This window comes from Serratia sp. EC4 (assembly GCF_059652115.1).
The window spans coordinates 885,306-911,079 of sequence record NZ_JBNIDE010000001.1; the positions used below are offsets into that span (position 1 = coordinate 885,306).

Annotated in this window: 25 protein-coding genes; 17 read left to right on the forward strand and 8 right to left on the reverse strand. The window is 63.4% G+C overall.

Going from position 1 to position 25,774, the window contains the following annotated elements; genetic code table 11:
* The first annotated feature begins 12 nt into the window (after positions 1-12).
* The 9 genes from paaE (at position 13) to paaY (ending at position 8,772) form a co-directional block, all read left to right on the forward strand.
* Positions 13-1,071 carry a 1,2-phenylacetyl-CoA epoxidase subunit PaaE gene (gene paaE / locus ACP39K_RS04150; protein ID WP_049300292.1) on the forward strand — a complete coding sequence of 353 codons (1,059 nt, stop codon included), beginning with the start codon at positions 13-15 and terminating at the stop codon, positions 1,069-1,071.
* A gap of 8 nt (positions 1,072-1,079) precedes the next feature.
* Entirely contained in the window at positions 1,080-1,853 is a 774-nt protein-coding gene (gene paaF, locus ACP39K_RS04155) for a 2,3-dehydroadipyl-CoA hydratase PaaF (RefSeq protein ID WP_033639967.1), read from the forward strand.
* Between the two features lie 3 nt (positions 1,854-1,856).
* Positions 1,857-2,648, forward strand: coding sequence for a 2-(1,2-epoxy-1,2-dihydrophenyl)acetyl-CoA isomerase PaaG (paaG, locus tag ACP39K_RS04160; RefSeq protein WP_015378353.1), 792 nt, complete (start codon positions 1,857-1,859; stop codon positions 2,646-2,648).
* Positions 2,649-2,650: 2 nt separating this feature from the next.
* Complete coding sequence (locus tag ACP39K_RS04165) at positions 2,651-4,183, forward strand: 3-hydroxyacyl-CoA dehydrogenase (protein ID WP_033639966.1); 1,533 nt, start codon at positions 2,651-2,653, stop codon at positions 4,181-4,183.
* Entirely contained in the window at positions 4,180-4,620 is a 441-nt protein-coding gene (gene paaI, locus ACP39K_RS04170) for a hydroxyphenylacetyl-CoA thioesterase PaaI (protein ID WP_048795615.1), read from the forward strand. The genes ACP39K_RS04165 and paaI overlap by 4 nt, the downstream gene beginning before the upstream one ends.
* A complete protein-coding gene (gene pcaF, locus ACP39K_RS04175) occupies positions 4,617-5,822 on the forward strand; it encodes a 3-oxoadipyl-CoA thiolase (protein ID WP_048795614.1) in 1,206 nt (401 codons plus the stop codon). The genes paaI and pcaF overlap by 4 nt, the downstream gene beginning before the upstream one ends.
* 15 nt (positions 5,823-5,837) lie before the next feature.
* Positions 5,838-7,145 carry a phenylacetate--CoA ligase PaaK gene (gene paaK / locus ACP39K_RS04180; protein WP_016927188.1) on the forward strand — a complete coding sequence of 436 codons (1,308 nt, stop codon included), beginning with the start codon at positions 5,838-5,840 and terminating at the stop codon, positions 7,143-7,145.
* A gap of 79 nt (positions 7,146-7,224) precedes the next feature.
* The gene (gene paaX, locus ACP39K_RS04185; RefSeq protein WP_016927187.1) at positions 7,225-8,163 is read left to right on the forward strand and encodes a phenylacetic acid degradation operon negative regulatory protein PaaX; all 939 of its coding nucleotides are present in this window, start codon (positions 7,225-7,227) and stop codon (positions 8,161-8,163) included.
* 12 nt (positions 8,164-8,175) lie between these two features.
* Positions 8,176-8,772 carry a phenylacetic acid degradation protein PaaY gene (gene paaY / locus ACP39K_RS04190; protein WP_016927186.1) on the forward strand — a complete coding sequence of 199 codons (597 nt, stop codon included), beginning with the start codon at positions 8,176-8,178 and terminating at the stop codon, positions 8,770-8,772.
* A gap of 39 nt (positions 8,773-8,811) precedes the next feature.
* Here the strand turns inward: paaY and ACP39K_RS04195 are convergent, their stop codons facing one another.
* The 5 genes from ACP39K_RS04195 to ACP39K_RS04215 all read right to left on the reverse strand — a co-directional run bounded on the left by ACP39K_RS04195 (position 8,812) and on the right by ACP39K_RS04215 (position 13,706).
* Entirely contained in the window at positions 8,812-10,209 is a 1,398-nt protein-coding gene (locus ACP39K_RS04195) for an amino acid permease (protein WP_048795079.1), read from the reverse strand.
* 20 nt (positions 10,210-10,229) lie between these two features.
* A complete protein-coding gene (locus ACP39K_RS04200; protein ID WP_497008311.1) occupies positions 10,230-11,417 on the reverse strand; it encodes an amino acid aminotransferase in 1,188 nt (395 codons plus the stop codon).
* A 58-nt stretch (positions 11,418-11,475) separates the two neighbouring features.
* The gene (locus ACP39K_RS04205; protein WP_033639957.1) at positions 11,476-11,847 is read right to left on the reverse strand and encodes a RidA family protein; all 372 of its coding nucleotides are present in this window, start codon (positions 11,845-11,847) and stop codon (positions 11,476-11,478) included.
* Between the two features lies 1 nt (position 11,848).
* Complete coding sequence (locus ACP39K_RS04210; protein WP_048795078.1) at positions 11,849-12,646, reverse strand: alpha/beta hydrolase; 798 nt, start codon at positions 12,644-12,646, stop codon at positions 11,849-11,851.
* A gap of 124 nt (positions 12,647-12,770) precedes the next feature.
* A complete protein-coding gene (locus tag ACP39K_RS04215; RefSeq protein ID WP_033639955.1) occupies positions 12,771-13,706 on the reverse strand; it encodes a LysR family transcriptional regulator in 936 nt (311 codons plus the stop codon).
* A gap of 98 nt (positions 13,707-13,804) precedes the next feature.
* Here ACP39K_RS04215 and ACP39K_RS04220 point away from each other — a divergent pair, with 98 nt between their 5' ends.
* Together ACP39K_RS04220 and ACP39K_RS04225 are read left to right on the forward strand one after the other, a co-directional pair.
* Positions 13,805-14,431, forward strand: coding sequence for a glutathione S-transferase family protein (locus ACP39K_RS04220; RefSeq protein WP_115116837.1), 627 nt, complete (start codon positions 13,805-13,807; stop codon positions 14,429-14,431).
* A 4-nt stretch (positions 14,432-14,435) separates the two neighbouring features.
* Entirely contained in the window at positions 14,436-15,350 is a 915-nt protein-coding gene (locus tag ACP39K_RS04225; protein WP_212562766.1) for a PNPOx family protein, read from the forward strand.
* 37 nt (positions 15,351-15,387) lie between these two features.
* Here ACP39K_RS04225 and ACP39K_RS04230 read toward each other — a convergent pair whose 3' ends face one another.
* Positions 15,388-15,603 carry a glycogen synthase gene (locus ACP39K_RS04230; protein WP_004935234.1) on the reverse strand — a complete coding sequence of 72 codons (216 nt, stop codon included), beginning with the start codon at positions 15,601-15,603 and terminating at the stop codon, positions 15,388-15,390.
* A gap of 214 nt (positions 15,604-15,817) precedes the next feature.
* On the opposite strand from ACP39K_RS04230, the gene gabD reads away from it, so the two are divergent.
* The 3 genes from gabD to ACP39K_RS04245 all read left to right on the forward strand — a co-directional run bounded on the left by gabD (position 15,818) and on the right by ACP39K_RS04245 (position 18,197).
* Positions 15,818-17,293, forward strand: a complete 1,476-nt coding sequence (gabD, locus tag ACP39K_RS04235) for an NADP-dependent succinate-semialdehyde dehydrogenase (RefSeq protein ID WP_033639951.1) — start codon at positions 15,818-15,820, stop codon at positions 17,291-17,293.
* Positions 17,294-17,392: 99 nt separating this feature from the next.
* Entirely contained in the window at positions 17,393-17,806 is a 414-nt protein-coding gene (locus tag ACP39K_RS04240) for a GyrI-like domain-containing protein (protein WP_197833525.1), read from the forward strand.
* A gap of 22 nt (positions 17,807-17,828) precedes the next feature.
* Entirely contained in the window at positions 17,829-18,197 is a 369-nt protein-coding gene (locus ACP39K_RS04245; protein WP_497008380.1) for a glyoxalase superfamily protein, read from the forward strand.
* 6 nt (positions 18,198-18,203) lie between these two features.
* Here ACP39K_RS04245 and ACP39K_RS04250 read toward each other — a convergent pair whose 3' ends face one another.
* Entirely contained in the window at positions 18,204-18,599 is a 396-nt protein-coding gene (locus ACP39K_RS04250; RefSeq protein ID WP_089184774.1) for a (R)-mandelonitrile lyase, read from the reverse strand.
* A gap of 172 nt (positions 18,600-18,771) precedes the next feature.
* Here ACP39K_RS04250 and ACP39K_RS04255 point away from each other — a divergent pair, with 172 nt between their 5' ends.
* Positions 18,772-19,665, forward strand: coding sequence for a LysR family transcriptional regulator (locus ACP39K_RS04255; RefSeq protein ID WP_497008312.1), 894 nt, complete (start codon positions 18,772-18,774; stop codon positions 19,663-19,665).
* Here ACP39K_RS04255 and ACP39K_RS04260 read toward each other — a convergent pair.
* A complete protein-coding gene (locus ACP39K_RS04260) occupies positions 19,662-20,651 on the reverse strand; it encodes an aldo/keto reductase (protein WP_033639947.1) in 990 nt (329 codons plus the stop codon). The genes ACP39K_RS04255 and ACP39K_RS04260 overlap by 4 nt on opposite strands.
* Before the next feature lie 305 nt (positions 20,652-20,956).
* On the opposite strand from ACP39K_RS04260, the gene pqqU reads away from it, so the two are divergent.
* Both pqqU and ACP39K_RS04270 read left to right on the forward strand, forming a co-directional pair.
* Positions 20,957-23,095, forward strand: coding sequence for a TonB-dependent receptor PqqU (gene pqqU, locus ACP39K_RS04265; RefSeq protein WP_497008313.1), 2,139 nt, complete (start codon positions 20,957-20,959; stop codon positions 23,093-23,095).
* A gap of 147 nt (positions 23,096-23,242) precedes the next feature.
* Positions 23,243-25,615 carry a glucose/quinate/shikimate family membrane-bound PQQ-dependent dehydrogenase gene (locus tag ACP39K_RS04270; RefSeq protein ID WP_497008314.1) on the forward strand — a complete coding sequence of 791 codons (2,373 nt, stop codon included), beginning with the start codon at positions 23,243-23,245 and terminating at the stop codon, positions 25,613-25,615.
* The last annotated feature ends 159 nt before the right edge of the window (positions 25,616-25,774 follow it).

Consider the following 25,774-nt stretch of genomic DNA (forward strand, 5'->3'; position numbering starts at 1 on the left):
AGCGCTGACACCATGACGGTCTTTCATCGCCTGAGCGTCGCCGCCATCGAGCGCGAAACGCCGGACGCCGTAGCCATCACCCTGCGGGTGCCCGAAGAGCTGCAAAACCAATACCGCTATACCCCCGGCCAGCACCTGACGCTCAAGGCGCTAGTCAACGGCGAAGAACTGCGGCGTTGCTATTCCATCTGCAGTTCGCCGCAGGAAGGCCTGCTGCAGATCGGCGTAAAAGCGATTGATCAGGGTCGTTTCTCCGGCTTCGTCAACCGCATGCTGAAAGTCGGCGATGCGCTGGAAGTGATGGTGCCGCAGGGGCGCTTCGGCTATCAGCCGCAGGCGGAGCGCCACGGCAACTACCTGGCGATCGCCGCCGGCTCCGGCATCACGCCGATGCTGTCGATCATCAAGGCGACGCTGCAGTTCGAACCGGGCAGCAGTTTCACCCTGATCTACGGCAACCGCAACAGCCGTTCGATGATGTTCAAAGAGGCGCTGTCGGATCTGAAAAACCGCTATCCGCAACGTTTTCAGCCGCTGTACCTGTTCAGCCAGGAAAGCCTCGACAGCCCGCTGCTCAGCGGCCGCATCGACCGTGAACGCCTGGCGGCGATCGGCGGCGCGCTGCTGGATTTCCGCGACTATGACCACGCCTTTATCTGCGGGCCGGAATCGATGATGGACGACGCGCAGACCGTGCTGGAGCAGGCCGGCGTACCGGCCAATCACATCCACAGCGAACGCTTCAACACCAGCGGCCTGGTCACCCGCCCGCGCCACAGCGGCGATCGCAACGCCACCCGGGTGGCGATCCTGCTCGACGGCCGCCGGTTGGATATCGAGGTCGGCGAACAGGACGACAGCATTCTCGATGCCGCGCTGCGCCAGGGCGCCGATCTGCCCTACGCCTGCAAAGGCGGCGTGTGCGCCACCTGCAAATGCCGTCTCAAGGCCGGCCAGGTGGAGATGGGCGTCAACTACAGCCTGGAGCCGGATCAGTTGGCGGCGGGCTATGTATTGAGCTGCCAGTCGTGGCCGAAAGGCGACGGCGTGGTGTTGGACTTCGACGTCTAGGAGCCGCGATGGACACCCCCTTTATTTTGCATCAGCAGCAACACCGCGTGGTCACGCTGACGCTGCATCGCCCGGAGGCGCGTAACGCCCTGAGCACGCCGTGTCTGGAACAGCTGGTTGCCCGGCTGGAGCAGGCCGACGCCGACAGCGGCGTGGGCGCCGTGGTGATCGCCGGCGCGGCGCGCTTCTTCGCCGCCGGCGCCGATCTGCGCGAATTGCAACAGCAGGATCTGCCGGCCACGCTGGCGGATCGCCGTCCGCAGCTGTGGCAGCGGCTGGCGCAGTTCAGCAAACCGCTGCTGGCGGCGGTGAACGGTTATGCCCTGGGCGCCGGCTGCGAGCTGGCGCTGGCCTGCGACATCGTCATCGGCGGCGAAAGCGCCCGCTTCGGCCTGCCGGAGATCACCCTCGGCCTGATGCCGGGCGCCGGGGGCACCCAGCGCCTGATCCGCTGCGTCGGCAAGGCGCGCGCCAGCCAGATGGTGCTGACCGGCGAAGCCATCGACGCCCGCACCGCGCTGCAGGCCGGCCTGATCAGCGAAGTATGTGTCGATGCCCTGACGCTGGAGCGCACGCAGCAGATTGCCGATCGCATCAGCCGTCAGGCGCCGCTGGCGCTGCGCGCCGCCAAACAGGCGCTGAAACAGGCCGAGGAAATCGGCCTTAGCCAGGGGCTGGCGATGGAGCGTCAGCAATTTGTCACCCTGGCCGCCACCGACGATCGCCGCGAAGGCATCGCCGCCTTTTTCGAAAAACGTACGCCAAACTATCAGGGGCGCTGATTTATGGATAACGCATTGATTCTCAGCCATCTCGACGCCGGCGTGTTGACGCTGACCCTCAACCGGCCGGATCGGCTCAACAGCTTTAACGACGAGATGCATCGCCAGCTGAGCGAAGCGCTGACGCAAGCCGAGCGCGACGACAGCGTGCGCTGCCTGCTGATCGCCGGCGCCGGGCGCGGTTTCTGCGCCGGGCAGGATCTCAACGATCGCAACGTCAGCGCCGATCAACAGGCGCCGGATCTCGGCCTGTCGGTCGAACGTTTCTACAACCCCCTGATCCGCCGCCTGACCGCCCTGCCGAAACCGGTGGTATGCGCAGTCAACGGCGTGGCGGCCGGCGCCGGCGCCGCGCTGGCCCTGGCGTGCGATATCGTCATCGCCGCCGACAACGCCGGCTTTATTCAGTCGTTCTGCCGTCTGGGGTTGGTGCCTGATTCCGGCGGCAGTTGGTTCCTGCCGCGGCTGGCCGGCCACGCCCGCGCGATGGGCATGGCCTTGCTGGGTGACAAAATCAGCGCTCAACAGGCGCTGGAGTGGGGCATGATCTGGCAGGTGGTGCCGGCGGATGAATTGGCCGACCGCACGCAAACGCTGGCGCGCCATCTGGCCACCCAGCCGACCTACGGTTTGGGGCTAATCAAGAAAGCCATCTACAGCTCGGCCACCAACAGCCTCGATCAACAGCTCGATCTGGAACGCGATCTGCAGCGATTGGGGGGCCGCAGCGACGACTATCGCGAAGGCGTCAGCGCGTTCTTCGCCAAACGCACGCCAAATTTCAGCGGGAAATAGCCATGAACGCGCCCCTTCTTAATGGCCAGGTGGCGGTGATCGGTGCCGGCACCATGGGCATCGGCATCGCCCAGGTGGCCGCCGCCGCCGGCCACCCGGTACGGCTGTTCGATATCGCGCCCGCCGCCGCCCAGCGCGCGATCGACGAACTCGCTCGCCGCCTGCGGCAGCGGGTCGACGGCGGCAAGGCCGACGCAAACGCCACCGAGGCGCTGCTGGCGCGCCTCGAACGCGCCGACTCGCTCGAGCAACTGGCCGACTGCGCGCTGGTGATTGAAGCGGTGGCGGAAAATCTGGCGATCAAGCAGAGCCTGTTCCGCGATCTGGAAGCGGTCTGCTCGCCCACGGCGCTGTTCGCCAGCAATACCTCCTCGCTGTCAATCACCGCCATCGCCGGCGCCTTGCAACACCCGGCGCGCATGGCCGGGCTGCACTTCTTCAACCCGGCGCCGCTGATGAAGCTGGTGGAGATCGTCAGCGGTCTGGAGACCGGGGCCGAGACCCTCGCCGCGCTGCAGGCCCTGGCGCAGCGCTGGGGTAAGCAGAGCGTCGTATGCCGCTCAACGCCGGGATTCATCGTCAACCGCGTGGCGCGGCCATTCTACGCCGAAACCCTGCGCGCGCTGGAGGAACGGGTGGCCGACGCCGCCACCCTGGATGCAGTCATGCGCGATGCCGGCGGCTTCGCCATGGGCCCGCTGCAGTTGACCGATCTGATCGGCCAGGACGTCAATTACGCCGTGACCGACTCGGTGTATCAGGCCTTCTACCAGGATCCGCGCTTCACCCCCTCACTGGTGCAGCAGGAGCTGGTGGCCGCCGGACATCTCGGCCGCAAATCCGGCCGCGGCTTCTACCGCTACGACGCGCAACGCCCCGCCGCAGAGATGATCGCCTTTGCGCCGCCGGCGCAGGCCGCGCCGCCGCAACGCGTCACGCTGCACGGCGACTGGTCTTCGCTGGCCGATTTGGCGGAACTGTTGATCGAAAATGCGGGGGCGATCAAACAACCTGGCCAGACCAGCCCGTACCTCACGATCGACGACGTTACACTGATGTTAACCAATGGTAAAACCGCCGGCCAACTGGCCGACGAACGTGGAACGCCCGTGGTGCTGTTCGATCTCTGTGCCGACTATGCGCATGCCTCCGCCATCGCCATCAGCTGCGCGGCGCAAAACGGCGCGCAACACAATGCCAACGCGATTCGCCTGCTGCAGTCCCTCGGCAAGCAGGTCATTCAACTGCCGGATTATCCCGGCCTGCTGACGATGCGCACTCTGGCCATGCTGGCCAACGAAGCGCTCGACGTGGTGAACAAAGGCGTCGCCGGCGCCGAAGATACCGATCTGGCGATGCTGCGCGGCGTCAACTATCCGCGCGGCCCGCTGGCCTGGGGCGCCGCACTCGGCTGGCGCCACATTCTGACGACGCTGGAAAACCTGCAACGCTATTACGGCGAAGCGCGCTATCGCCCGATGCCGCTGCTGCGCCGCTACGCTTCCCCCGCCTCTTTCTCAGGAGCCGAACGATGAACGCCAATACGCCGCGCGCGCTGGCTCAGCGCTGCGCCGAACAGATGTTCCAGCAAGATACCTGCGCTCAGGCGATGGGGATGCATATCGACGCCGTCGACGCCGGGTACGCTCAGGTCAGCATGACCGTCGGCCCGCAGATGCTCAATGGCCACCGGACCTGCCACGGCGGCCAGCTGTTCAGCCTGGCGGACACCGCCTTCGCCTACGCCTGCAACAGCCAGGGGTTGGCGGCGGTGGCCTCCGGCTGCAGCATCGACTTCGTCCGCCCGGCGCTGGCCGGCGATCGCCTCACCGCCAGCGCGGCGGTGCGCCACCAGGGCAAAGCCACCGGGCTGTACGACGTCGAGATCGTTAACCAGCTGGGCAAAACCGTCGCCTGGTTCCGTGGCCGCGCGCACCGCCTCGGTCACAGCATTTTAGGAGATCAGGCATGAATCAGGCATTTATCTGCGACGGCGTGCGCACCCCGATCGGCCGCTATGGCGGCGCGCTGGCCCAGGTGCGCGCCGACGACCTCGCCGCCCTGCCGCTGCGCGTGCTGCTGGAGCGCCATCCGCAGGTGGATTGGGCGCAGCTGGACGACGTGATCCTCGGCTGCGCCAACCAGGCCGGGGAAGACAACCGCAATCTGGCGCGCATGGCGCTGCTGCTGGCCGGATTGCCGGTCGGCGTTTCCGGCACTACGGTGAACCGCCTGTGCGGTTCGGGCCTGGATGCGCTGGCGATGGCGGCGCGCAGCATCAAGGCCGGCGACGCCGGGCTGCTGCTGGCCGGCGGCGCGGAATCGATGACCCGCGCGCCGCTGGTGATGGGCAAGGCCGACAGCGCCTTCAGCCGCCAGGCGCAGCTGTACGACACCACCCTCGGCTGGCGCTTCGTCAATCCGCGGATGCAGGCCGAGTTCGGCACCGATTCGATGCCGGAGACCGCCGAAAACGTCGCGGCGCAGTTCAATATCAGCCGCGCCGATCAGGACGCCTTTGCGCTGCGCAGCCAGCAGCGCGCCGCCCGGGCGCAGGCGCTGGGCCACCTGGCGCAGGAGATAGCCCCGGTCAGCCTCACCGGTAAAAAAGGCGCGGTCACCCTGTTCAGCCAGGATGAACACCCGCGCGCCGACACCACCTTCGAGCAGTTGCAGGCGCTGAAAACCCCGTTCCGTCAGCCCGGCAGCGTCACCGCCGGCAACGCCTCGGGACTGAACGACGGCGCGGCGGCGTTGATCGTCGCCTCCGAAGCGATGGCGGCGCGCCAGGGGCTGACGCCGCGCGCGCGCATCGTCGCCACCGCCACCTGCGGCGTGGAGCCGCGCCTAATGGGCATCGGCCCGCTGCCGGCCACCCGCAAGGTGCTGGAGATCGCCGGGCTGAGCCTGGCGCAGATGGACGTCATCGAACTGAACGAAGCGTTCGCCGCCCAGGCGTTGGCGGTGATGCGCCAGCTTGGCCTGCCGGACGATGCCCCGCAGGTTAACCCCAACGGCGGCGCGATCGCTCTGGGGCACCCGCTGGGCATGAGCGGCGCGCGCCTGGCGCTGGCCGCCCTGTTTGAACTGGAACGGCGAGCCGGCCGCTATGCGCTTTGCACCATGTGCATCGGCGTCGGCCAAGGCATCGCCATGATCATTGAGCGTGTCTGACCCCTGAGGCTAACCATGACAATAAATCCACAGCCCCTCGAAACGATCGAATTCGCCTCGCGCGATGAGATTGAAGCGTTGCAGTTGGCGCGTCTGAAGTGGACGCTGCACCACGCCTACGACAATGTGCCGATGTACAAACGCAAATTCGACCAGGCCGGCGTACACCCCGACGATCTCAAACAGCTGAGCGATCTGGCACGCTTCCCCTACACCACCAAGCAGGATCTGCGCGACAACTACCCATTCGACACCTTCGCAGTGCCGATGGAGCAGGTGGTGCGCATCCACGCCTCCTCGGGTACCACCGGCCGCCCGACGGTGGTCGGTTACACCCAGCGCGACATCGATAATTGGGCCGATATCGTCGCCCGCTGCCTGCGCGCCGGCGGCGCCACCGCCAAAGACAAGGTGCACGTCGCCTACGGCTACGGCCTGTTCACCGGCGGCCTGGGCGCGCACTACGGCGCGGAGCGGCTCGGCGCGACGGTGATCCCGATGTCCGGCGGCCAGACGGAACGCCAGGCGCAGCTGATCCTCGACTTCAAACCCGACATCATCATGGTGACGCCGTCCTATTGCCTGACGCTGATCGACGAACTGGAACGCAAAATGGGCGGCGACGCACGCGGCTGCTCGCTGCGGCTCGGCGTGTTCGGCGCCGAACCCTGGACCGAAGCCCTGCGCCACGAAATCGAAACCCGCATGGGCATCAAGGCGCTGGATATTTACGGCCTGTCGGAAGTGATGGGGCCGGGCGTGGCGATGGAGTGTCTGGAAAGCGGCGGCGGCCCCACCATCTGGGAAGACCACTTCCTGCCGGAGATCATCTGTCCGGAGACCGGCATCGCCCTGCCGGACGGCGAACACGGCGAACTGGTGTTCACCACCCTGACCAAAGAGGCGCTGCCGGTGATCCGCTACCGCACCCGCGATCTCACCCGGCTGCTGCCGGGCGACGCGCGCCAGATGCGCCGCATGGGCAAGATCACCGGCCGCTCCGACGACATGCTGATCATTCGCGGCGTCAACGTCTTCCCGTCGCAGGTGGAAGAGCAGATCATGCAGTTCGAGCAGCTGTCGCCGCACTATCAGCTGCAGGTCAGCCGCAGCGGGCATCTGGACACGCTGGCGGTGCGCGTCGAACTGAAAGAATCGGCGCTCAGCCTCAGCCATCAACAGCGTTGCGATATCTGCCACCAGCTGCGCCATCACATTAAATCGATCGTGGGCGTCAGCACCGACGTCAGCATCGCCAACTGCGGCGATATTCCTCGCTCGGAAGGCAAGGCGCAGCGCGTGGTCGATCTGCGGCCGCGCTGAGGCGCGCGGCGTCACGGATGACGCCGCCCCAAATTAGGCGTAATGTTGTGGCTCATCGAAGGCTAACCCATGGAAAAATATGGAACATAAACTGGATGAGTTCATTCGCCATGCCGTCGACGCGCAGCCGATCAGCGGCACCTCGCTGATCATTTCGCTGTACGGCGACGCGCTCAGCCACCGCGGCGGCGAAGTGTGGCTCGGCAGCCTGAGCGCGCTGCTGGAGGCCTTCGGTTTCGGCGATCGTTTCGTGCGCACCTCGGTGTTCCGCCTGCAAAAAGAAGGTTGGCTGGCGGTGGAGAAAATCGGCCGCCGCAGCTTCTACCGCGTGACCGAGCAGGGAATGCGCCAGTTCCGCCACGCCGAATCGAAGATCTATCTGCGCGAGCAGCCCGCTTGGGACGGCAAGTGGGAGTTGTTGCTGCTGGAATGCGCCGAAAAAAACGCGCGCGCGCGGCTGAAAAAAGAGCTGGGCTGGCTCGGGTTCGGGCAAATCGCCAACAATCTGATGGCCGCCCCCACCCATGCGCAGACCGACGTGACGGCGCTGCTCGGCGAACTGAACGCCAGCGAGCAGGTGATCTACTTTCGCGCCGATTACCCCTATAACCGCTCCGAGCAAACCCTGCAGAAATTGGTGGCCGACTGTTGGTCGCTCAGCGACGTGGCGGCCGGTTATCACGAGTTTATCGTCTCATTCCGGCCGCTGATGGCGCTGCTGCGCGAAGTCGACCCGGCGGCGCTGACGCCGCTGCGCTGCTTCCAGATTAAGCTATTATTGATTCACTTCTTCCGTCGCGTGGTGTTGAAAGATCCGTTGCTGCCGGACGCGCTGCTGCCCGCGCAGTGGGAGGGCCAGATCGCCCGCAACCTGTGCATCAATCTCTATCAGCAGGTCGATCGCGCCGCGACGGAATACGTCAGCGCGCTGGCGGAGACCACCATCGGCGCCCTGCCCGCGCCGGCCGCCGGCTACTATCGGCGCTTCGGCGGCCTGCCGCGCGACCCTACATATTAAGGAACTCACGCTATGCCTGTGTATCAGATTGACGGCCTGACGCCGGTCGTTGACCCCAGCAGTTACGTGCACCCGACCGCGGTGCTGATCGGCGACGTGATCGTCGGCAAGCACGTGTATATCGGCCCGAACGCCAGCCTGCGCGGCGATTTTGGCCGCCTGGTGATCTGCGACGGCGCCAACATTCAGGACAACTGCGTGATGCACGGCTTCCCGCAGCAGGACACGGTGGTGGAAGAAGACGGCCATATCGGCCACGGCGCCATCCTGCACGGCTGCCGCATTCGCCGCAACGCGATGGTGGGCATGAACGCGGTGGTGATGGACGGTGCGGAGATCGGCGAGAACACCATCGTCGGCGCGATGGCGTTCGTCAAAGCCGCGGCGGTGATCGAAGCCAACAAGCTGGTGGTCGGCAGCCCGGCGCGCGTGCTGCGCGATCTGACCGAACAGGAGCTGGCCTGGAAGATCGCCGGCACCCGCGAGTATCAGGATCTGGTGCAGCGCTGCAAATCCTCGCTGCACGAAGTGGCGCCGCTGGCTGAAATCGAACCGGGCCGCCAACGCCTGAGTTTCGGCGACCACCTGATCCCGAAAAGCCAGCTGTAGTCGCAAGGGCTGAAGGCGCGCCTCAGCCCCTCCCCCGCATTACTTCACTTCCGGCGCCTTGAGCGGCGACGGCGCAGCCGCGCGGCGGCTCTGGAAGTGATAAGCCACCACCAGCAACAGGGTGAACGGAATACCGAACCACAACGTCATGCGGAAAAATTCGGTAAACGCGGTCGAGATCATCAGCGCCGCCATCAGCCCGGCGCCCAGCAAGGTGGTATAGGGGAACCCCCACATGCGGAACTTCAGGTGAGTCAGCCGATGCCGGCGGCGGAAAAACAGGTGGGTGACAAAAATCATCAGCCAGGTAAAGCAGGCGCCATACACCGAAATAGACATCATGGCGGCAAACGAAGTCTCCGGCGCCACCAGGCTCAGCACGATAGACACTACGATACCGATGCACGACATCGCCAACGCATTGACCGGAATGCCGCGCCGGCTGACGCGCCCCAACGCCGCCGGCGCTTGCCCGGCGCGCGACAGCGAGAACATCATGCGGGTGGTGATATACAGTTGGCTGTTCATCGCCGACAGCGCCGCCACCAGCACGATAAAGTTGAAAATACCGGCGGCGGCGGGCAGATGGATCACGTTCATCGCCATCAGGAACGGGCTTTCGCCGGTGCCGGATTGGCGCCAGGGCACAATAGCCAGCATCAGGGCGATCGACAGCATGTAGAAGATGAACAACCGCACGATGGTGCCCTTGAACGCCGCCTTCACCGCAATCACCGGATTCTTGGCCTCGCCGGCGGCCACCGCGATCATTTCAATGCTCAGGTAGCTGAAGATGGACACGATCACAGCGAACCACATGCCCTTGACGCCAAACGGCATGAAGCCGCCGGCGGTCAGGTTGCGCAGGCCGTAGGCCGGGTTGCCCGAGAATGCCAAAATGCCGATGCCGATCAAAATAAACGCCACGATCGCCGTCACTTTGACGGTGGACAGCGCGTATTCCACCTGACCGAACGACTTCACGCCGATCACGTTGACGACGATCACCGCCGCCGAGAACAGCAGCACCCACGACCAGGTCGGCGTCGCCGGGAACCAGAACTGCATGTACATGCCGATGGCGGTGACTTCGGTGCCCACCGCCAACACCACGCAGGACCAGTAAGAATAACGCACCAGAAAACCGAACAGCGGGCCGAGATAGAATTCAGCGTAATCGCCGAACGAGCCGGGCGTCGGGTGTTCGGAGGTCATTTCCGCCAGGCTCCCCATCAGCAGCAGCGCAATGACGCCGCCGATCAGGTAGCTCAACAATACCGACGGCCCCGCCATCTGAATGGCGTAGGCGCTGCCGAGAAACAGCCCGGTGCCGATGGCGCCGCCGATCGCCAGCATCGACATCTGTCCGGCGGTAAGATGCTTGTTCAACCCGCCCTGACGGCGGGCGATATGCTCAAAATCATTCATCTGTGGCATGGCTGTGCTCCCGGGCGGAGTTAGGCGGTACGGGTGACGTCGAGAATGGCGGCGGTCACGTAGTCAATGTTGCCGGGATTGAGCCCCGGCAAGCACATGCGGCCGGGTGAGACCAGATAGATGGCGTAGCGCTGTCGCAGAGTCTGCAGCTGCGCTTCGTTCAGGCCGGTATAGCTGAACATGCCGCGCTGATCGCGTATGCGCCGATGATCCAGCGAAGAACCGCCCTGCGCCAGGCCGGCGGCCAGTTGTTCACGCATCTGCTTGATGCGCACGCGCATTTCCGCCAGCTCATTGCGCCAAAGCCGGCCGAGTTCGGCGTCACCGAGCAGGGCTTCCACGATCTGGCTGCCGTGCGTTGGCGGGCAGGAGTAGCTGCGGCGGATCAGCGTTTTTAACGCCCCTTTGACGTTGACGGCGTTTTCCGCATCGGCGCAACGCACCGACAGTGCGCCCAGACGCTGGCCATACAGCGCGACGTTTTTGGAAAACGAGTTGCAGACTAAAAACGGCAGCTCGGTTTTCAGCGCTTCGCGCAACGCAAAGCAGTCCTCCTCCAGCCCATCGCCGAAGCCCTGATAGGCGATATCGAACAGCGGCAGCAGGTTACGCCGCTGCAGCACCGCGAGCGTGGCGCGCCACTGCTCCGCCGTCAGATCGGTGCCGGTCGGGTTATGGCAACAAGGATGCAACAGGACCACGCTGCCGGGCGGCAGGCTGTCCAACGCGTCGAGCATGGCGGCGAAACGCAGGCCGCCCGCCGCTTCATCAAAGTAGGGATAGGTATTCACCCGCAGCCCGGCGCCTTCGAAAATCGCCCAGTGATTGGCCCAGGTGGGATCGGACACCCAAATTTCACCGCGCGCCAGAAAGTGGCGCAAAAAATCCGCCGCCAGCTTCAACGCGCCGGAGCCGCCGACGGTCTGCACCGTGGCGATCTCGGCCGCCTGTTGCTCACCGAACAGCAGCGTCTGCACCTGGCGAGCGAACTGAGGCGAACCTTCGATCGGCGGATAACCGTGTGAGCGACGCAGCGCCAGCAACCGCTGCTCGGCGGCCTCAACCGCCTGCATCAGCGGAATATTCCCCTGTCGGTCGTAATACAGCCCAATGCCTAAATTCACTTTTTTCGGATTGGGATCCTGCAAATAGGCCTCCATGAGCGACATAATAGGATCGGCGGCGGAAGGTGTAATCTGTTTAAACATGACTCATCCTTAACTCGTTATTGAATTAATATTAAGACTGACTTAAGAAGAAATTAAATCAGGCGATGGCGCTGACGGTAATTTCTATTTTCATTCCCGGCACTACCAATTTTTCGACAATGACCGTGGAGCGATTGGGATAAGGATAATTAAAGTATTTCCGGTAAATATCATCGAGTAATTTAACGTCATTGACGTCGGTGAGATACACGATCACCTGCAGAACCTTATCGCTGTGGCTGCCCGCCGCCTTCAGCGTCTGCGCCAGATTATCGAAGGTCAGCGTAATCTGTCGCTCCGGCGCGCCGGTGTCGATGCTGCCGTCCGCCCGCACCGGGCCGTGAGCGGTAAACAGCATGCCGCCGCCCCGGGTGGCCCAGGAAAAAGGCTGGCCGATCTCCGGCAGCCCGGTTTCTACGATCTCGCGCATGTCAGTGGTTCCCGTGGTGGTTAAGTTGGCGAAGCAGCGCGCCGTCGGCGGCGAACAACGCATCCAGAATGGTAAAATGATTGGCGCCGGGCACCGCGACCAGGTCGGCCGGCAACCCGCGTTGGCGCAGCGCCGCATGATAGTGTTGCGACTGACCTCTCAGTTCCGGCAGCTCCAATGCGCCGTAATACAGCGTAAGCGGCTTGCCGCGCGTCGGCAGGCGGCGCGCCGGGCTGAGCGTTTCAATTTGCCGCGCGCTCAGCTGCAGCGCCCGATTGACATAGCTTTGTTGCAGCGGCGCCAGCTCGAACAGGCCGCTGATGGGAAAGACAGCATCCACCAACGCATGCTGCTGCCAGAACGCCGCCAGATGCCCGCCGGCGGAATGGCCGCACAGATAAACCGGATGGGCATAGTGCGGCGGCAGGCGGCGCTGAATGGCATTCAACGCCACCCCGATCTGTCGGCATATTTCGTCAAGATCCACCGCCGGCGCGAGCGCATATTCCACCAGCACCACGTCAAAACCCAACGCCAACGGTTCGGCGGCGATAAAGGCAAAATCCGCCTTATCGCAGAATTGCCAATAGCCGCCGTGAATAAAAATTAACGTCCCCTGGTGCTGCTTTGCAGAATAGAGCCAATCAAATGTTTCGCGTTCGCTGTCGCCATACGCAATATTCTTTTCATGCTTTGCCTGATGATAAATATCTGCACTGCGGGTTTGAAATGAAGTCAAAACAGCCTCTTCATTATCCACCGCAGCGCCGTTATCATAGCTTCCCGCAAGATGTCTCATATATTAAACTTCGTTTATTATTTAAAATATGAGTTAACTATTAACACCGACAAAATTATTGTCAAGACGGGCGCATCAGCAATGCGCGCCCGGTAAAATAAAACCTGAAGAATAATGAAAAAGTTTAACCAATGAAACTTTTTGCGCTTATTTCCCCCCTTCCGTCCGGCTGAATTTGCGGCAATGCGCTGAGCCGTTCAAACGCATAATCCCAGAAGGCGCGCACCTTCAGCGGCATGCGTTGCGCCTGCTGCGCCACCAGCTGCACCGGCATCGGCAGCGGCTCATGATCCGCCAGCAGCCGCACCAGCGTACCGGCGGCCAAATCGTCCGCCACCTGATAAGAGAGCAACCGGGCGATGCCCTTGCCGGCGCGCACCGCCAGCAGCTGCGCTTCCACATCATTCAGCAACAGCCGGGGAGCCAATCGCACCCGTTCGCCGTTTTCCTGCGGGCCGAAGCGCCATTCGCGCAGCGACGGCCGCTGGGTGCCGACGATGGTGGCATGCTCCGCCAGCTGCGCCGGCGAGCGCGGCTCGCCGCAGCGCGCCAGGTAATCCGGGCTGGCGACCGTCATCCGGCTGACCTGCCCCAGCCGCCGCGCCACGCGGGAAGAGTCCTGCAGATGACCGATGCGCACCGCGATATCCAACCCTTCGTCAATCAGATCGAGATTGCGATCGTTCAACACCATTTCGATCTGCATCTGCGGGTAGTCATCGAGAAACGCCATCACCACCGGCGCCACGTAGCGGCGGCCGAACTGCACCGGCGAAGTAACGCGCAGCAAGCCGCTCAGCTGCGCTTCTGCGGTATCCTGCACCACCGCCTGATAATCCTGCAGCAGCTGTTGCGCGCGTTCCAACAGCCGCATACCCGCTTCGGTGGGGGCCAGCCGTCGGGTGGTGCGCTCCACCAGCCGGGTGCCAAAACGCTGTTCCAGCGCGGCGATCGCCCGGGTGATCGCCGGCGCCGAACGCCGCAGTTTGCGCCCGGCCGCCGCCAGGCTGCCCTGCTGCACCACCGCCACGAAGATGGCCAACTCGTCTAGCCGATCCATAAATTCTTCCGAAAAGTGAAATTATCAATTTCCACATTGCCGTATTCCGCTCACTCAGCGCAAGAGTATGCTGACAAAAAGCACTGAGGAGAAACGCCATGTCCGCCATCACTCTCTACGGCACCCCGCTTTCCGGCCACGTTCACCGCGTAGCGTTGCTGCTGCGCATGCTGGCGCTGCCCTATGAATGGGTAGAAGCCTCGGCAGAGGTGCGGCAGAGCGCAGCCTTTCGCCGGCTCAACCCGTTAGGCCAGATCCCGGTCTTGCAGGACGGCGATCTGACGCTGGCCGACAGCAACGCCATTCTGGTCTATCTGGTGAAGCGCTATGCGCCGGACAGCCACTGGCTGCCGGAACAGCCGGCCGCGGCGGCGCGAGTGCAAGCCTGGCTTTCCAAAGCCGCCGGTGAAGTTCGCTACGGCCCGGCCTCTTGCCGACTGATCGCCCAATTCGCCGTGCCGGAGGATTATCAGGCGGCGCGGGCGGTCAGCGATCGTTTCCTGCCGCAGATGGAACAGCACCTGAGCGAGCGCGACTACCTGGCCACCGAACACCCGACCATCGCCGATCTGGCCTGCCACAGCTACGTGGCGGTCGCGGCCGAAGGCGGCATTTCGCTGGCGCCTTACCCTGCGATACGCCGCTGGACGGCGCGCATCGCGGCGCTTCCCGGCTTCTTCGCCATGCCGGCCCTGCCGGCACCGGCGGCACCGGCGGGGAGCTGAAGCCATGATCCCGCAACTGTTCCATCCCGACGAGCTGCGCGCGCAGACGCTGGCCGGGTTTGGCGGCGTAGGCGGCGGTATCTATCCCGCGATGCCGGATCAGCACCGCGCGTTTTTCGCCGCGCTGCCCTACCTGTTCGTCGCCACGCTGGATGAACAAGGCTGGCCGATCGCCACCCTGTTCACCGGCCCGCCCGGATTTTTACGCGCGCCGGACGACACGCATTTACGCATCAGCGCGCCGCGTCGCAGCGACGATCCCGCCCAGGCGCTGTTGCTGCCCGGCAAACCGATCGGCGCGCTCGGGCTCGACTTCAGCAACCGGCGGCGCAACCGCGCCAACGGCACCGTCGGCCGCACCGACAAAAACCGGGTGGAGATCGTCGTTCAACAAAGCTTCGGTAACTGCCCGCAGTACATTCAGCGCCGCGAACTCTACCCGGTGGACAGCCGGCCACAGCCGGTTGAGCATTTAGCCTCGCTGGATGCGGCGGCGCAGGCGCTGATCCGCGCCGCGGATACCAGCTTCGTTGCCAGCTGCGCGCACCTGGCACTGGCGCAGGGCGGCGTCGATATTTCTCATCGCGGCGGCCGCCCCGGCTTTATCCACTTGGAAGGTGACACGCTGTGGATGCCGGACTTTCGCGGCAACCGCTATATGAACACGCTGGGCAATCTGCTGGCCGAACCGCGGGCGGCGCTGCTGTTCATCGATTTTGAACGCGGCGACGTGCTGCATCTGCAGGGGGAAACGCAGATCCTCTGGCAAGCGGAGGGGCATCCCGCCGTTGAAGGCGCGGAACGCTATTGGCGGTTTGACGTTCGCCGCGCCTGGCGTTTTAAGGCGGCGTTGCCGTGGCGGGGGCGCAATCTGGAGTATTCGCCGGCGACGCTGGCGACCGGGGTGTGGCAGCGCTGAAATGAAAAGCCCCGCTGCGGCGGGGCTGGATCGGAAATTACAGGCTGTGTTCGGCCGCCGATGCGGCCTGATAAAGCTGACGAAAATAATTCAACCGCGCAAAGAACAGGCGGCTTTGCTGCTCCGACATATTGCCGGCCACCTGCCCGGCGTCAATCTGCCGCCCTTGCCATTCCATCAGAGCGATGCTCGACGCCAAAAAATCCATTTCGCTGCCGTAGGCCGCGAGATGTCTGTCCACTGATTTCATCATTCGCACACTCCTTTTAATTACATCGAAAAGGGTCATATGCCTGCTCTTTCAGTATCGTCCCGGCGGAGGATATTTTTTGTACAGAAGGTGCGCATAAAGAAAACGATCATCTTGTTGCCGCGCGGGCAAACGGCGGCGGCAAAATTTGCTAGGGTAAAGGGTAGCCGTATGGGATAGACCACTCTGTTGAACTCAGCAAAGAAGGAAGAGACTCATGAGCACCAGCATCTGCGCTACCCTCAAGGATCCCGCGCTGTTCCGCGAGGCCAACTACATCGACGGGCAATGGTTGCCGGCCCAGGAAGGCCGTTCGATCGCCATTCATAACCCCGCCAACGGCGAGCTGGTTGGCCATGTGCCGGCCTTCGGCGCCGAAGAAACCGCACGCGCCATCGCCGCCGCCAAAAAAGCGCTGCCCGCCTGGCGCGCGCTGACCGCCAAAGAGCGCGCCGGCAAGCTGCGGCGGCTGTTTGAATTGATGATGGAAAATCAGGAAGATCTGGCGCGCATCATGACGGCGGAACAGGGCAAACCGCTGGCCGAAAGCCGCGGTGAAATCGCCTATGCCGCCTCCTTTATCGAATGGTTCGCCGAGGAAGGCAAACGGGTGTATGGCGACACCATTCCACAGCCCCAGGCCGGTCGCCGCATCATCGTGCAAAAAGAGCCGATCGGCGTGTTCGCCGCCATCACCCCGTGGAACTTCCCGGCGGCGATGATCACCCGCAAAGCCGGCCCCGGCTGGGCCGCAGGCTGCACCGGGGTGATCCGCCCCGCCAGCCAGACCCCGTTCTCGGCGCTGGCGATCGCCGTGCTGGCGGAGCGCGCCGGGCTGCCCGCCGGGGTATGCAACGTGATAACAGGCCCCAGCAAAGGCATCGGCGGCGAACTCACCGCCAACCCAGACGTGCGCAAACTCTCCTTCACCGGCAGCACCGAAGTCGGTGCGCAGCTGCTGGCACAGTGTGCGCCCACCATCAAGAAAACCAGCATGGAGCTGGGCGGCAACGCGCCGTTTATCGTGTTCGACGACGCCGATCTGGACGCCGCCGTGGCCGGCGCGGTCGCCTCGAAATACCGCAATGCCGGCCAGACCTGCGTCTGCACCAACCGTTTTCTGGTGCAGGACGGCGTGTACGAGGCCTTCGCCGCCAAACTGAAAGCCGCCGTCGCCAAGCTGAAAGTCGGCAACGGCCTGGATGACGGCGTCACCATCGGCCCGTTGATTAACCCGGACGCGGTGGAGAAAGTGCGCGAGCATATCGCCGACGCCGTCGAGCACGGCGCCTCGGTGCTGCTGGGCGGCAAGCCTGACGCGCTGGGCGGCAATTTCTTCACCCCGACCATCCTGACCGACGTGCCGCGCACGGCAAAAATCTTCCGCGAGGAAACCTTCGGCCCGGTGGCGCCCCTGATCCGCTTCAGCCAGGAAGCCGACGCCGTCGAGATGGCCAACGACACGCCATTCGGCCTGGCCGCTTACTTCTACAGCCGCGACATCGGCCGGGTGATGCGCGTGGCCGAAGCGCTGGAGTACGGCATTGTCGGCATCAACGAAGGGCTGATTTCCACCGAGGTGGCGCCGTTCGGCGGCATGAAGCACTCCGGTTTGGGCCGCGAAGGCTCAAAATACGGCATCGAAGACTATCTCGAGATCAAATACCTGTGCCTTGGCGGTTTGGGCGCCTGATGTGAGGGGCCTCCGCGCCTGCGGGGGCCCTGTCTGGCGGTTTTGGGGAGCCTTTGCTACCTTTAGGCATCTTTTCACCGGTTAAAAGGAAATGCCTCTATGCAGCCCCTCTCGGTACACCTGCCCGGTTTTTACGTCGCCGGCCAGACAATCAGAACCACCAATCAGGACGAAACCCGGCCCGAGACGGCTAAAATCCCGGCGTTGTGGTCAGACTTTTTCGCCACCTCGCCCGCCATGCCGGTTTACGGGGTCTACTCCAACTACGCCTCCGATGCCAGCGGGCCGTTTGATGTCACCGCTGGCAGTGAGGCACAGAGCGGTTTGCACATCCAACCTGGCCGCTATCTGGTGTTCCAGGCCCGAGGCGCCATGCCGGCGGCGGTCATCGAAGGCTGGCAAGCCATCTGGACCTACTTCGAGCAACACCCGGAAATCGAACGTCGCTTCCTGACCGACTTCGAAGCCTATACCGGCCCCGACGCGGTCGATATCCATATCGGCTGCCGCTAACGCGACAGTGAGGTCAACAATGATGACGCTCTCCCCCGCCATTCCGATTCTGCGTATCTTTTCAGTCGACAAGGCCAAAGAGTTTTATCTGGATTTTCTCGGTTTCACGCTGGAATGGGAGCACCGTTTCAGCGAAGACCTGCCGCTGTACATGCAGATTGCCCGCGCCGGGTTGACGCTGCACCTGAGCGAACACTACGGCGACAGCACGCCCGGCGCCGCCATTTTCATTCCGATGCAGGACATCGATGCGCTGCACCGGGAGCTCACGGCCAAAAACTACCGCTATGCACGGCCGGGCCTGGAGATTGTCGATTGGGGCAAGGAACTGAACCTCACCGATCCGTTCGGCAACCGCCTGCGGTTCTGCGAACAGAACCGCAGGTCCTGAGCGCCGTTATTGCCGGTACTCCGCCTCGCTGACCGGCTCCAGCCAGGTCACCGGAGTGCCGTCCAGCGCTTCGGCGATGGCGATATGAGTCATGGCGGTGTCCGGCGTCGCGCCGTGCCAGTGTTTGACGCCTGCCGGGATCCAGACGATATCGCCGGGATGCATTTCCTGCGTGGCCTCGCCCCACATCTGGATCCACCCGCGCCCCTGAGTGACGATCAGCGTCTGGCCGAGCGGATGGGTATGCCAGGCCGTGCGGGCGCCGGGTTCGAAGGTGACGGTCGCGCCGCCCACTCTGGCCGGCGCGTCACCGGCGAAGGGTGCGTCAATGCGTACCTGCCCGGTAAAGTAATCCGCCGAACCGCGCTGTGATGGGATAGAACCGCTGCGTTGTATTTTCATCTGTCGTGTCCTCCACGTCGGCTTTCCAACCGACGCTGATAGTTATGAGTCAGTGATGCCAAGATAGCGCCGTGTTTTTCCGGCGACTAGCGGGTAAAATGCGCAAGGAGCTATGAGCTCAATTCATAAATCTACGCGCGGCAGCGCCCCAACCTAGCTCTCCGGTGCCGGTATGTTGAAAGAAAACGTTAACGACCTGATCGCTTTCCTGATGGTCGCCAGGGAACGCAGCTTCACCAAAGCGGCGGCGCAGCTTGGCGTTTCCCAATCGGCGCTCAGCCACGCCATTCGCGGCCTGGAAGAACGCCTGGCGCTGCGTTTGCTCACGCGCACCACCCGCAGCGTCGCCCCCACCGAGGCCGGTGAACGGCTGCTCAACAACATCGGTCCACGCTTGGCGGAGATAGAAAACGAGCTGAACGCGCTGGGTGAAATGCGCGATCGGCCCGCCGGCAACATCCGCATCACCGCCGGCGAACACGCGGTGGATGCGGTGCTGTGGCCGGTGCTGCGCACTTTTCTCGTCGATTACCCGGATATCAACGTGGAAATCACCGTCGACAACAGCCTGACCGACATCGTCGCCGGGCGATTCGACGCCGGCATCCGGCTGGGGGAACAGGTGGCGAAGGACATGGTTGCGGTGCGCATCGGGCCGGATATGCGCATGGTGCCGGTCGCCTCCCCGGCCTATTTCGCCCGTTGCGGCCGCCCCGCCACACCGCAATCACTGCAAAACCATCGCTGCATCAACATGCGCCTGCCCACCCTCGGCGGGCTGTACGCCTGGGAATTTGCCCGCGATGGCCGGGAGATTAAAGTGCGGGTGGAGGGGCAACTGACCTTCAACAGCCTGCGCCAGCGGATCGACGCCGCGCAGCTCGGCCTCGGCATCGCCTTTGTGCCGGAAGATACCGTCGCCGAGCCGCTGGCCGACGGGCGGTTGCAGATGGCGCTGGAGGACTGGTGCCCGCCGTTTCCCGGCTATTACCTCTATTATCCAAGCCGCAGGCAGCACACCACCGCCTTTGCGCTGCTGATTGAGGCGCTGCGACGCGGGGCTTAGCGCCCGACGTTCTTCTGCAGATACGCCGGGTAGCGCTCGCCGATCACGTCGATAGCGCAGAGCGCACGCTCAATCTCGCCCAGTTCGTCCGCCGCCAACACCACCGACTCCGCCGCAAGGTTTTCTTCCAGCCGGTGACGCTTGGTGGTTCCCGGGATCGGCACGATCCACGGCTGCTGCGCCAGCAACCAGGCCAGGGCGATCTGCGCCGGCGTCACGCACTTGCGCTGCGCTATCTGCCCCAGCACGCTCACCAGCGCCTGATTGGCCCGGCGCGCTTCGGCGCTGAAGCGCGGCACCAGGTTGCGAAAATCGCCGCTGTCAAAGGTGGTGTCCTCGGTGATGGCACCGGTGAGAAAGCCCTTGCCGAGCGGGCTGAACGGCACCAGGCCGATGCCCAGTTCTGCCAGCGTCGGCAAGATTTCACGCTCCGGCTCGCGCCACCACAGCGAATATTCGCTTTGCAGCGCCGTGACCGGCTGTACCGCGTGAGCTCGCCGAATGGTTTGCGCGCCGGCTTCCGACAGACCGAAATACTTCACTTTCCCTTCGCGAATCAGTTGCTGCACCGTACCGGCCACCTCCTCGATAGGCACCTCAGGATCGACGCGGTGCTGATACAGCAAATCGATCGTCTCTATCCGCAGGCGCTTCAACGAGCCTTCCACCGCCCGGCGAATATGCTCCGGACGGCTGTTCAACACCTGCTGCCCCGCCGGCTGCGGCAGATCGAAACCGAATTTGGTGGCGATGACGACCCTATCACGCACCGGTGCCAGCGCTTCGCCCAGCAGCTCCTCGTTCGTGAACGGGCCGTAAATCTCCGCGGTATCGAAGAACGTCACGCCTTCGTCGACCGCAGCACGGATCAGATCGATCGCCTGCCGTTTGTCGGTGGCCGGGCCGTAGCCAAAGCTCAGCCCCATGCAGCCCAACCCCAACGCCGAGACTTCCAGTCCTTCGCGCCCCAACTTGCGTGTTTGCATCTTCATTCTCCCGCTGATTGATACCGGCCCCGCCTGACGCGGAGCCGCTCCGGTGTGGTGACTGTAAAACGCGACTGCCGCCATGACTATGGGGCGAAATACGCTTGGGCTTATGAGCCAGGCTCATGAATCCGTTAACCGTCGCTGGGAGCGGAGTTTTTGCGGGAACGTTCCTGCCCGAGATACTCTATACTGATGTCAGGATGCCTTACCCTTTTCGTTTAGCGTCATGTAGATGGAGCGACAGATGGCTAACTCTGAATCGACCTGCGATTCCCTTTCAATACCAGTGGCAGATTTATTCCATGACCAATAAGAAAAGCGCCGTGCTGACCCCGGCGGCAATGCTATTGCTACATCCCATGTTTGCCAGCCAGGCGCTGGCGGCAGAAAATAATGAAGAGAAAAGCGACACCCTGGTGGTGATGGCGCAACCCACCGGATTGACCGAGCTGGGATCGCCGGTGTCCGTCAGCGTGATCGACGGCCAGGACCTGCGCAACGCCGCCCCGCAGATTAACCTGTCGGAAAACCTCGGCAGCGTGCCGGGCCTGCAGCTTCAAAACCGGCAAAACTATGCGCAGGATCTGCAGCTGTCGATACGCGGGTTCGGCAGCCGTTCGATGTTCGGCGTGCGCGGCGTGCGCATGTACGTCGACGGCATTCCCGCCACCATGCCCGACGGCCAGGGACAAACCTCCAATATCGACATCAATTCCGTCGAACGCATCGAGGTGCTGCGCGGCCCCTATTCCGCGCTGTACGGCAACGCCTCGGGCGGGGTGATCAATGTTGATACGATTACCGGCACCCAGCCGCCGACGCTGGAGGCCGGCGGCTATTTCGGCAGCGACAACACCTGGCGCTACGGGGTGAAAGCGACCGGCGCCACCGGCGACGGCACCCAGGCCGGCGACGTCAACTACGCCATTTCGGGCACCCGCTTCACCACTCAGGGCTACCGCGATCACAGCGCCGCGCGGAAAAACCTCGGCAACGGCAAGCTCGGCGTGCGGCTGGACGACGTCAGCACCCTGACGCTGATGTTCAACAGCGTCTCGATTGACGCCGGCGATCCGGGCGGCCTGACCGAAGCGGAATGGAAGGAAAACCCGCGCCAGGCGCCGCGCGCGGATCAATACAACACCCGCAAATCGCTCGATCAAACCCAGGCCGGCCTGCGCTATCAGCGCCAGATGAGCGAGCGCGACGAACTGACGCTGACCGCTTACCACGGCGAACGCCACACCACGCAGTACCAATCGATCCCGATGGGGCCGCAGCTCAACCCCACCCACGCCGGCGGGGTGATCGTGCTGGAAAGAAAATATCAGGGCATTGACACTCGCTGGAAGCATGAGGATACTCTCGCATCGTTACCGGTAACACTGATCGGCGGTCTGGATTATGAAACCATGACCGAACGCCGCCAGGGGTTCGAAAACTTTATTCTGCGAGACGGCACAGTGGACTACGGCGAGAAAGGCGACCAGCGGCGCAACGAGAAGAACCGCATCTGGAACCTGGATCCTTACCTGCAAACCTCCTGGCAACTGACGCCACACTGGACGCTGGACGCCGGCCTGCGCTACAGCACGGTCAGCTTCGACTCGACCGATTACTACATCACGCCGCGCAACGGCGACGACAGCGGCAGCAAACGCTACCACCAGTGGCTGCCTATGGGTTCGCTCAACTACAAGATCAACTCGGCGTGGAACGTTTATCTCTCCGCCGGCCGCGGCTTTGAAACCCCCACCACCACCGAACTCTCCTACCGCCCCGACGGCCAGCCAGGCCTCAATCTCGGCCTGCAGCCGTCCACCAGCGATACCGTTGAACTGGGCAGCAAACTGCGCCTCGGCAACGGCCTGGTGAGCGCCGCGCTGTTCCAGACCAATACCGACAACGAGCTGGTGGTGGCGAAAAGCCAATACACAAATACTACCTACGCCAACGCCGGCAAAACCCGGCGGCGCGGCCTGGAGCTGGCGCTGGATCAGGAGTTTGCGCTGGACTGGCGGCTGCATATGGCCTGGACGCTGCTGGACGCCACCTACCGCAGCGAAATGTGCGGCAAAGCCGGCTGCACCCCCGCCGGCAATCGCCTGCCGGGCATCGCCCGCAACATGGGCTACGCCTCGCTGGCGTTTGCGCCGCCGGAAGGCTGGCACGCCGGCGCGGAACTGCGCTACATGAGCGACATTCAGGCCAATGACGCCAACAGCGCGCAGGCCCCCGCTTACACCGTGGCCGGCGTAAACGCCGGCTATCGCTTTACCTGGGACCGCTGGGCACTGGACGTGTTCAGCCGGGTGGACAATGTTTTCGATCGCCGATACGTCGGTTCGGTGATCGTCAACGAAGGCAACGGCCGCTATTTCGAGCCGGCGCCGGGGCGCAACTGGGGTGGCGGCGCCACCTTGTCTTATCGCTTTGAATAAGGCAAAGCACCTTAAGGTTAAAAAACGGGATGGGTTTTACGTCACCCTAGCGGCTTCTCGCTGAAATAGTAGGGAGAAACCGCGTGTTTTTTCCGATTTGGCTTAATCTCTAAATCGGGGACTTTCATTTTTGGTAAGGGTATTGCTATGCAAAATAAAGCGTCACTATCGCCGCTTATCGTCATAACGGCGCTGTTTGCCGCGCTGAGCGGGCTTTATCTGCTCGGCGGCGGCATCTGGCTGGCCAAGTTGGGCGGTTCGCTGTATTACATCATCGCCGGGCTGGTGCTGCTGGCGACCTCCTGGCTGCTGTTCCGCCGCCGCGCCACCGCGCTGCTGCTGTACGCGGTATTCCTGCTGGGCACCACCATTTGGGCCCTGTGGGAAGTGGGCCCGGACTTCTGGGCGCTGACGCCGCGCCTGGACGTCACCTTCTTCTTCGGTCTGTGGCTGGTGCTGCCGTTTATCTACCGTAAGCTGGTGGCCAACGGCAAGTTCGCCTACGGCGCGCTGAGCGCGGCGCTGGCGATCACCGTCATCGCGCTGGCCTATGCCGTATTCAACGATCCGCAAGAGATCAACGGCACGCTCGACGCCGCTCAGGTACAGCCGAAAGACGCCACCGGGTCCGACTGGCCGGCCTATGGCCGCACCCAGGAAGGCACCCGTTACTCGCCGCTGAGCCAGATCAACGACAAAAACGTTGGCCAGTTGCAAGAAGCCTGGCGCTTCCAGACCGGCGATCTGAAGACCGCCAACGATCCGGGTGAGATCACCAACGAAGTCACGCCGATCAAAATCCGCGATACCCTTTACATGTGTACGCCGCACCAGAAGCTGTTTGCGCTGGATGCCGCCACCGGTAAAGAAAAGTGGAAATTTGATCCGCAGCTGAAGTACAACCCGACCTTCCAGCACATCACCTGCCGCGGCGTGTCTTACCACGAAACCGCTGCAGCCGCGGGCGCCGCCGGCGATGCCGCACCGGTGATGTGCGCACGCCGCATCATTCTGCCGGTCAACGACGGCCGCCTGTTTGCGCTGGACGCCGAAACCGGCAAACCGTGCCCGGACTTCGCCAACAACGGCGAGCTGAACCTGCAGAGCAACATGCCGTATGCCACACCGGGCCACTACGAGCCGACTTCGCCGCCGGTGATCACCGATAACGTGATCGTCGTCGCCGGCGCCGTGACCGACAACTACTCCAACCGTGAGCCTTCCGGCGTGATCCGCGGCTTCGATGTCAACAGCGGCAAGCTGCTGTGGGCCTTCGATCCGGGCGCGAAAGATCCGAACGCCATCCCGGCGGATGAGCATCACTTCGTGCCGAACTCGCCGAACTCCTGGGCGCCGGCCGCCTATGACGCCAAGCTGGATATCGTCTATCTGCCGATGGGCGTCGCCACGCCGGACATCTGGGGCGGCAACCGCACCCCGGAAATGGAGCGCTACGCCAGCGGCCTGCTGGCGCTGAACGCCTCCACCGGCAAACTGGCCTGGTTCTATCAGACCGTCCACCACGACCTGTGGGATATGGACGTGCCGGCGCAGCCGACCCTGGCGGACATTACCGACAAGAGCGGTAAAAAAGTGCCGGTCATCTACGTGCCGACCAAAACCGGCAACATCTTCGTACTGAACCGCACCAACGGCGAACTGGTGGTGCCGGCGCCGGAGAAACCGGTACCGCAGGGCCCGGCCAAAGGCGATCGCCTGTCACCGACCCAGCCGTTCTCCGAGCTGACCTTCCGTCCTGAGAAGAAACTGACCGGCGCCGACATGTGGGGCGCGACCATCTATGATCAGCTGGTCTGCCGCGTGATGTTCCACAGCCTGCGCTACGAAGGCACCTTCACCCCGCCATCCGAGCAGGGTACGCTGGTGTTCCCGGGCAACCTGGGCATGTTCGAGTGGGGCGGCCTGGCCGTCGATACCGATCGCGAAATCGCCATCGCCAACCCGATCGCGCTGCCGTTCGTCTCCAAACTGATCCCGCGCGGCCCAGGCAACCCGATTGAGCCGCCGGAAGGCGACAAAGGCGGCAGCGGCACCGAATCCGGCGTACAGCCGCAGTATGGCGTGCCGTTCGGCGTCACCCTGAACCCGTTCCTGTCACCGTTTGGTCTGCCATGCAAACAGCCGGCCTGGGGTTACATTTCCGCCGTGGATCTGAAAACCAACGACATCGTGTGGAAAAAACGCATCGGCACCGTGCGCGACAGCTCACCGTTGCCGCTGCCGTTCAAAATGGGCATGCCGATGCTGGGCGGCCCGGTGACCACCGCCGGTAACGTGTTCTTCATCGGCGCCACCGCAGACAACTACCTGCGCGCCTTCAGCGTGACCAACGGTGAAAAACTGTGGGAAGCGCGCTTGCCGGCCGGCGGCCAGGCGACGCCGATGACCTATGAGGTCAACGGCAAGCAGTACGTGCTGATCTACGCCGGCGGCCACGGTTCCTTCGGCACCAAGCTGGGCGACTACGTGGTCGCTTACGCTCTGCCCGATCAGAAGTAACCACCGCCGTTAGTACCCCGCAAAGCACGCCGCAAGGCGTGCTTTTTCTTTTTACGCCACCGCCCGATGCCCTCTTGCAATACCCTTAATTTTTTCACCCCCCACCATTGATAATGGTTATCATTCGCAATATTATGAATGCATGGCCCCGGCAGCGGC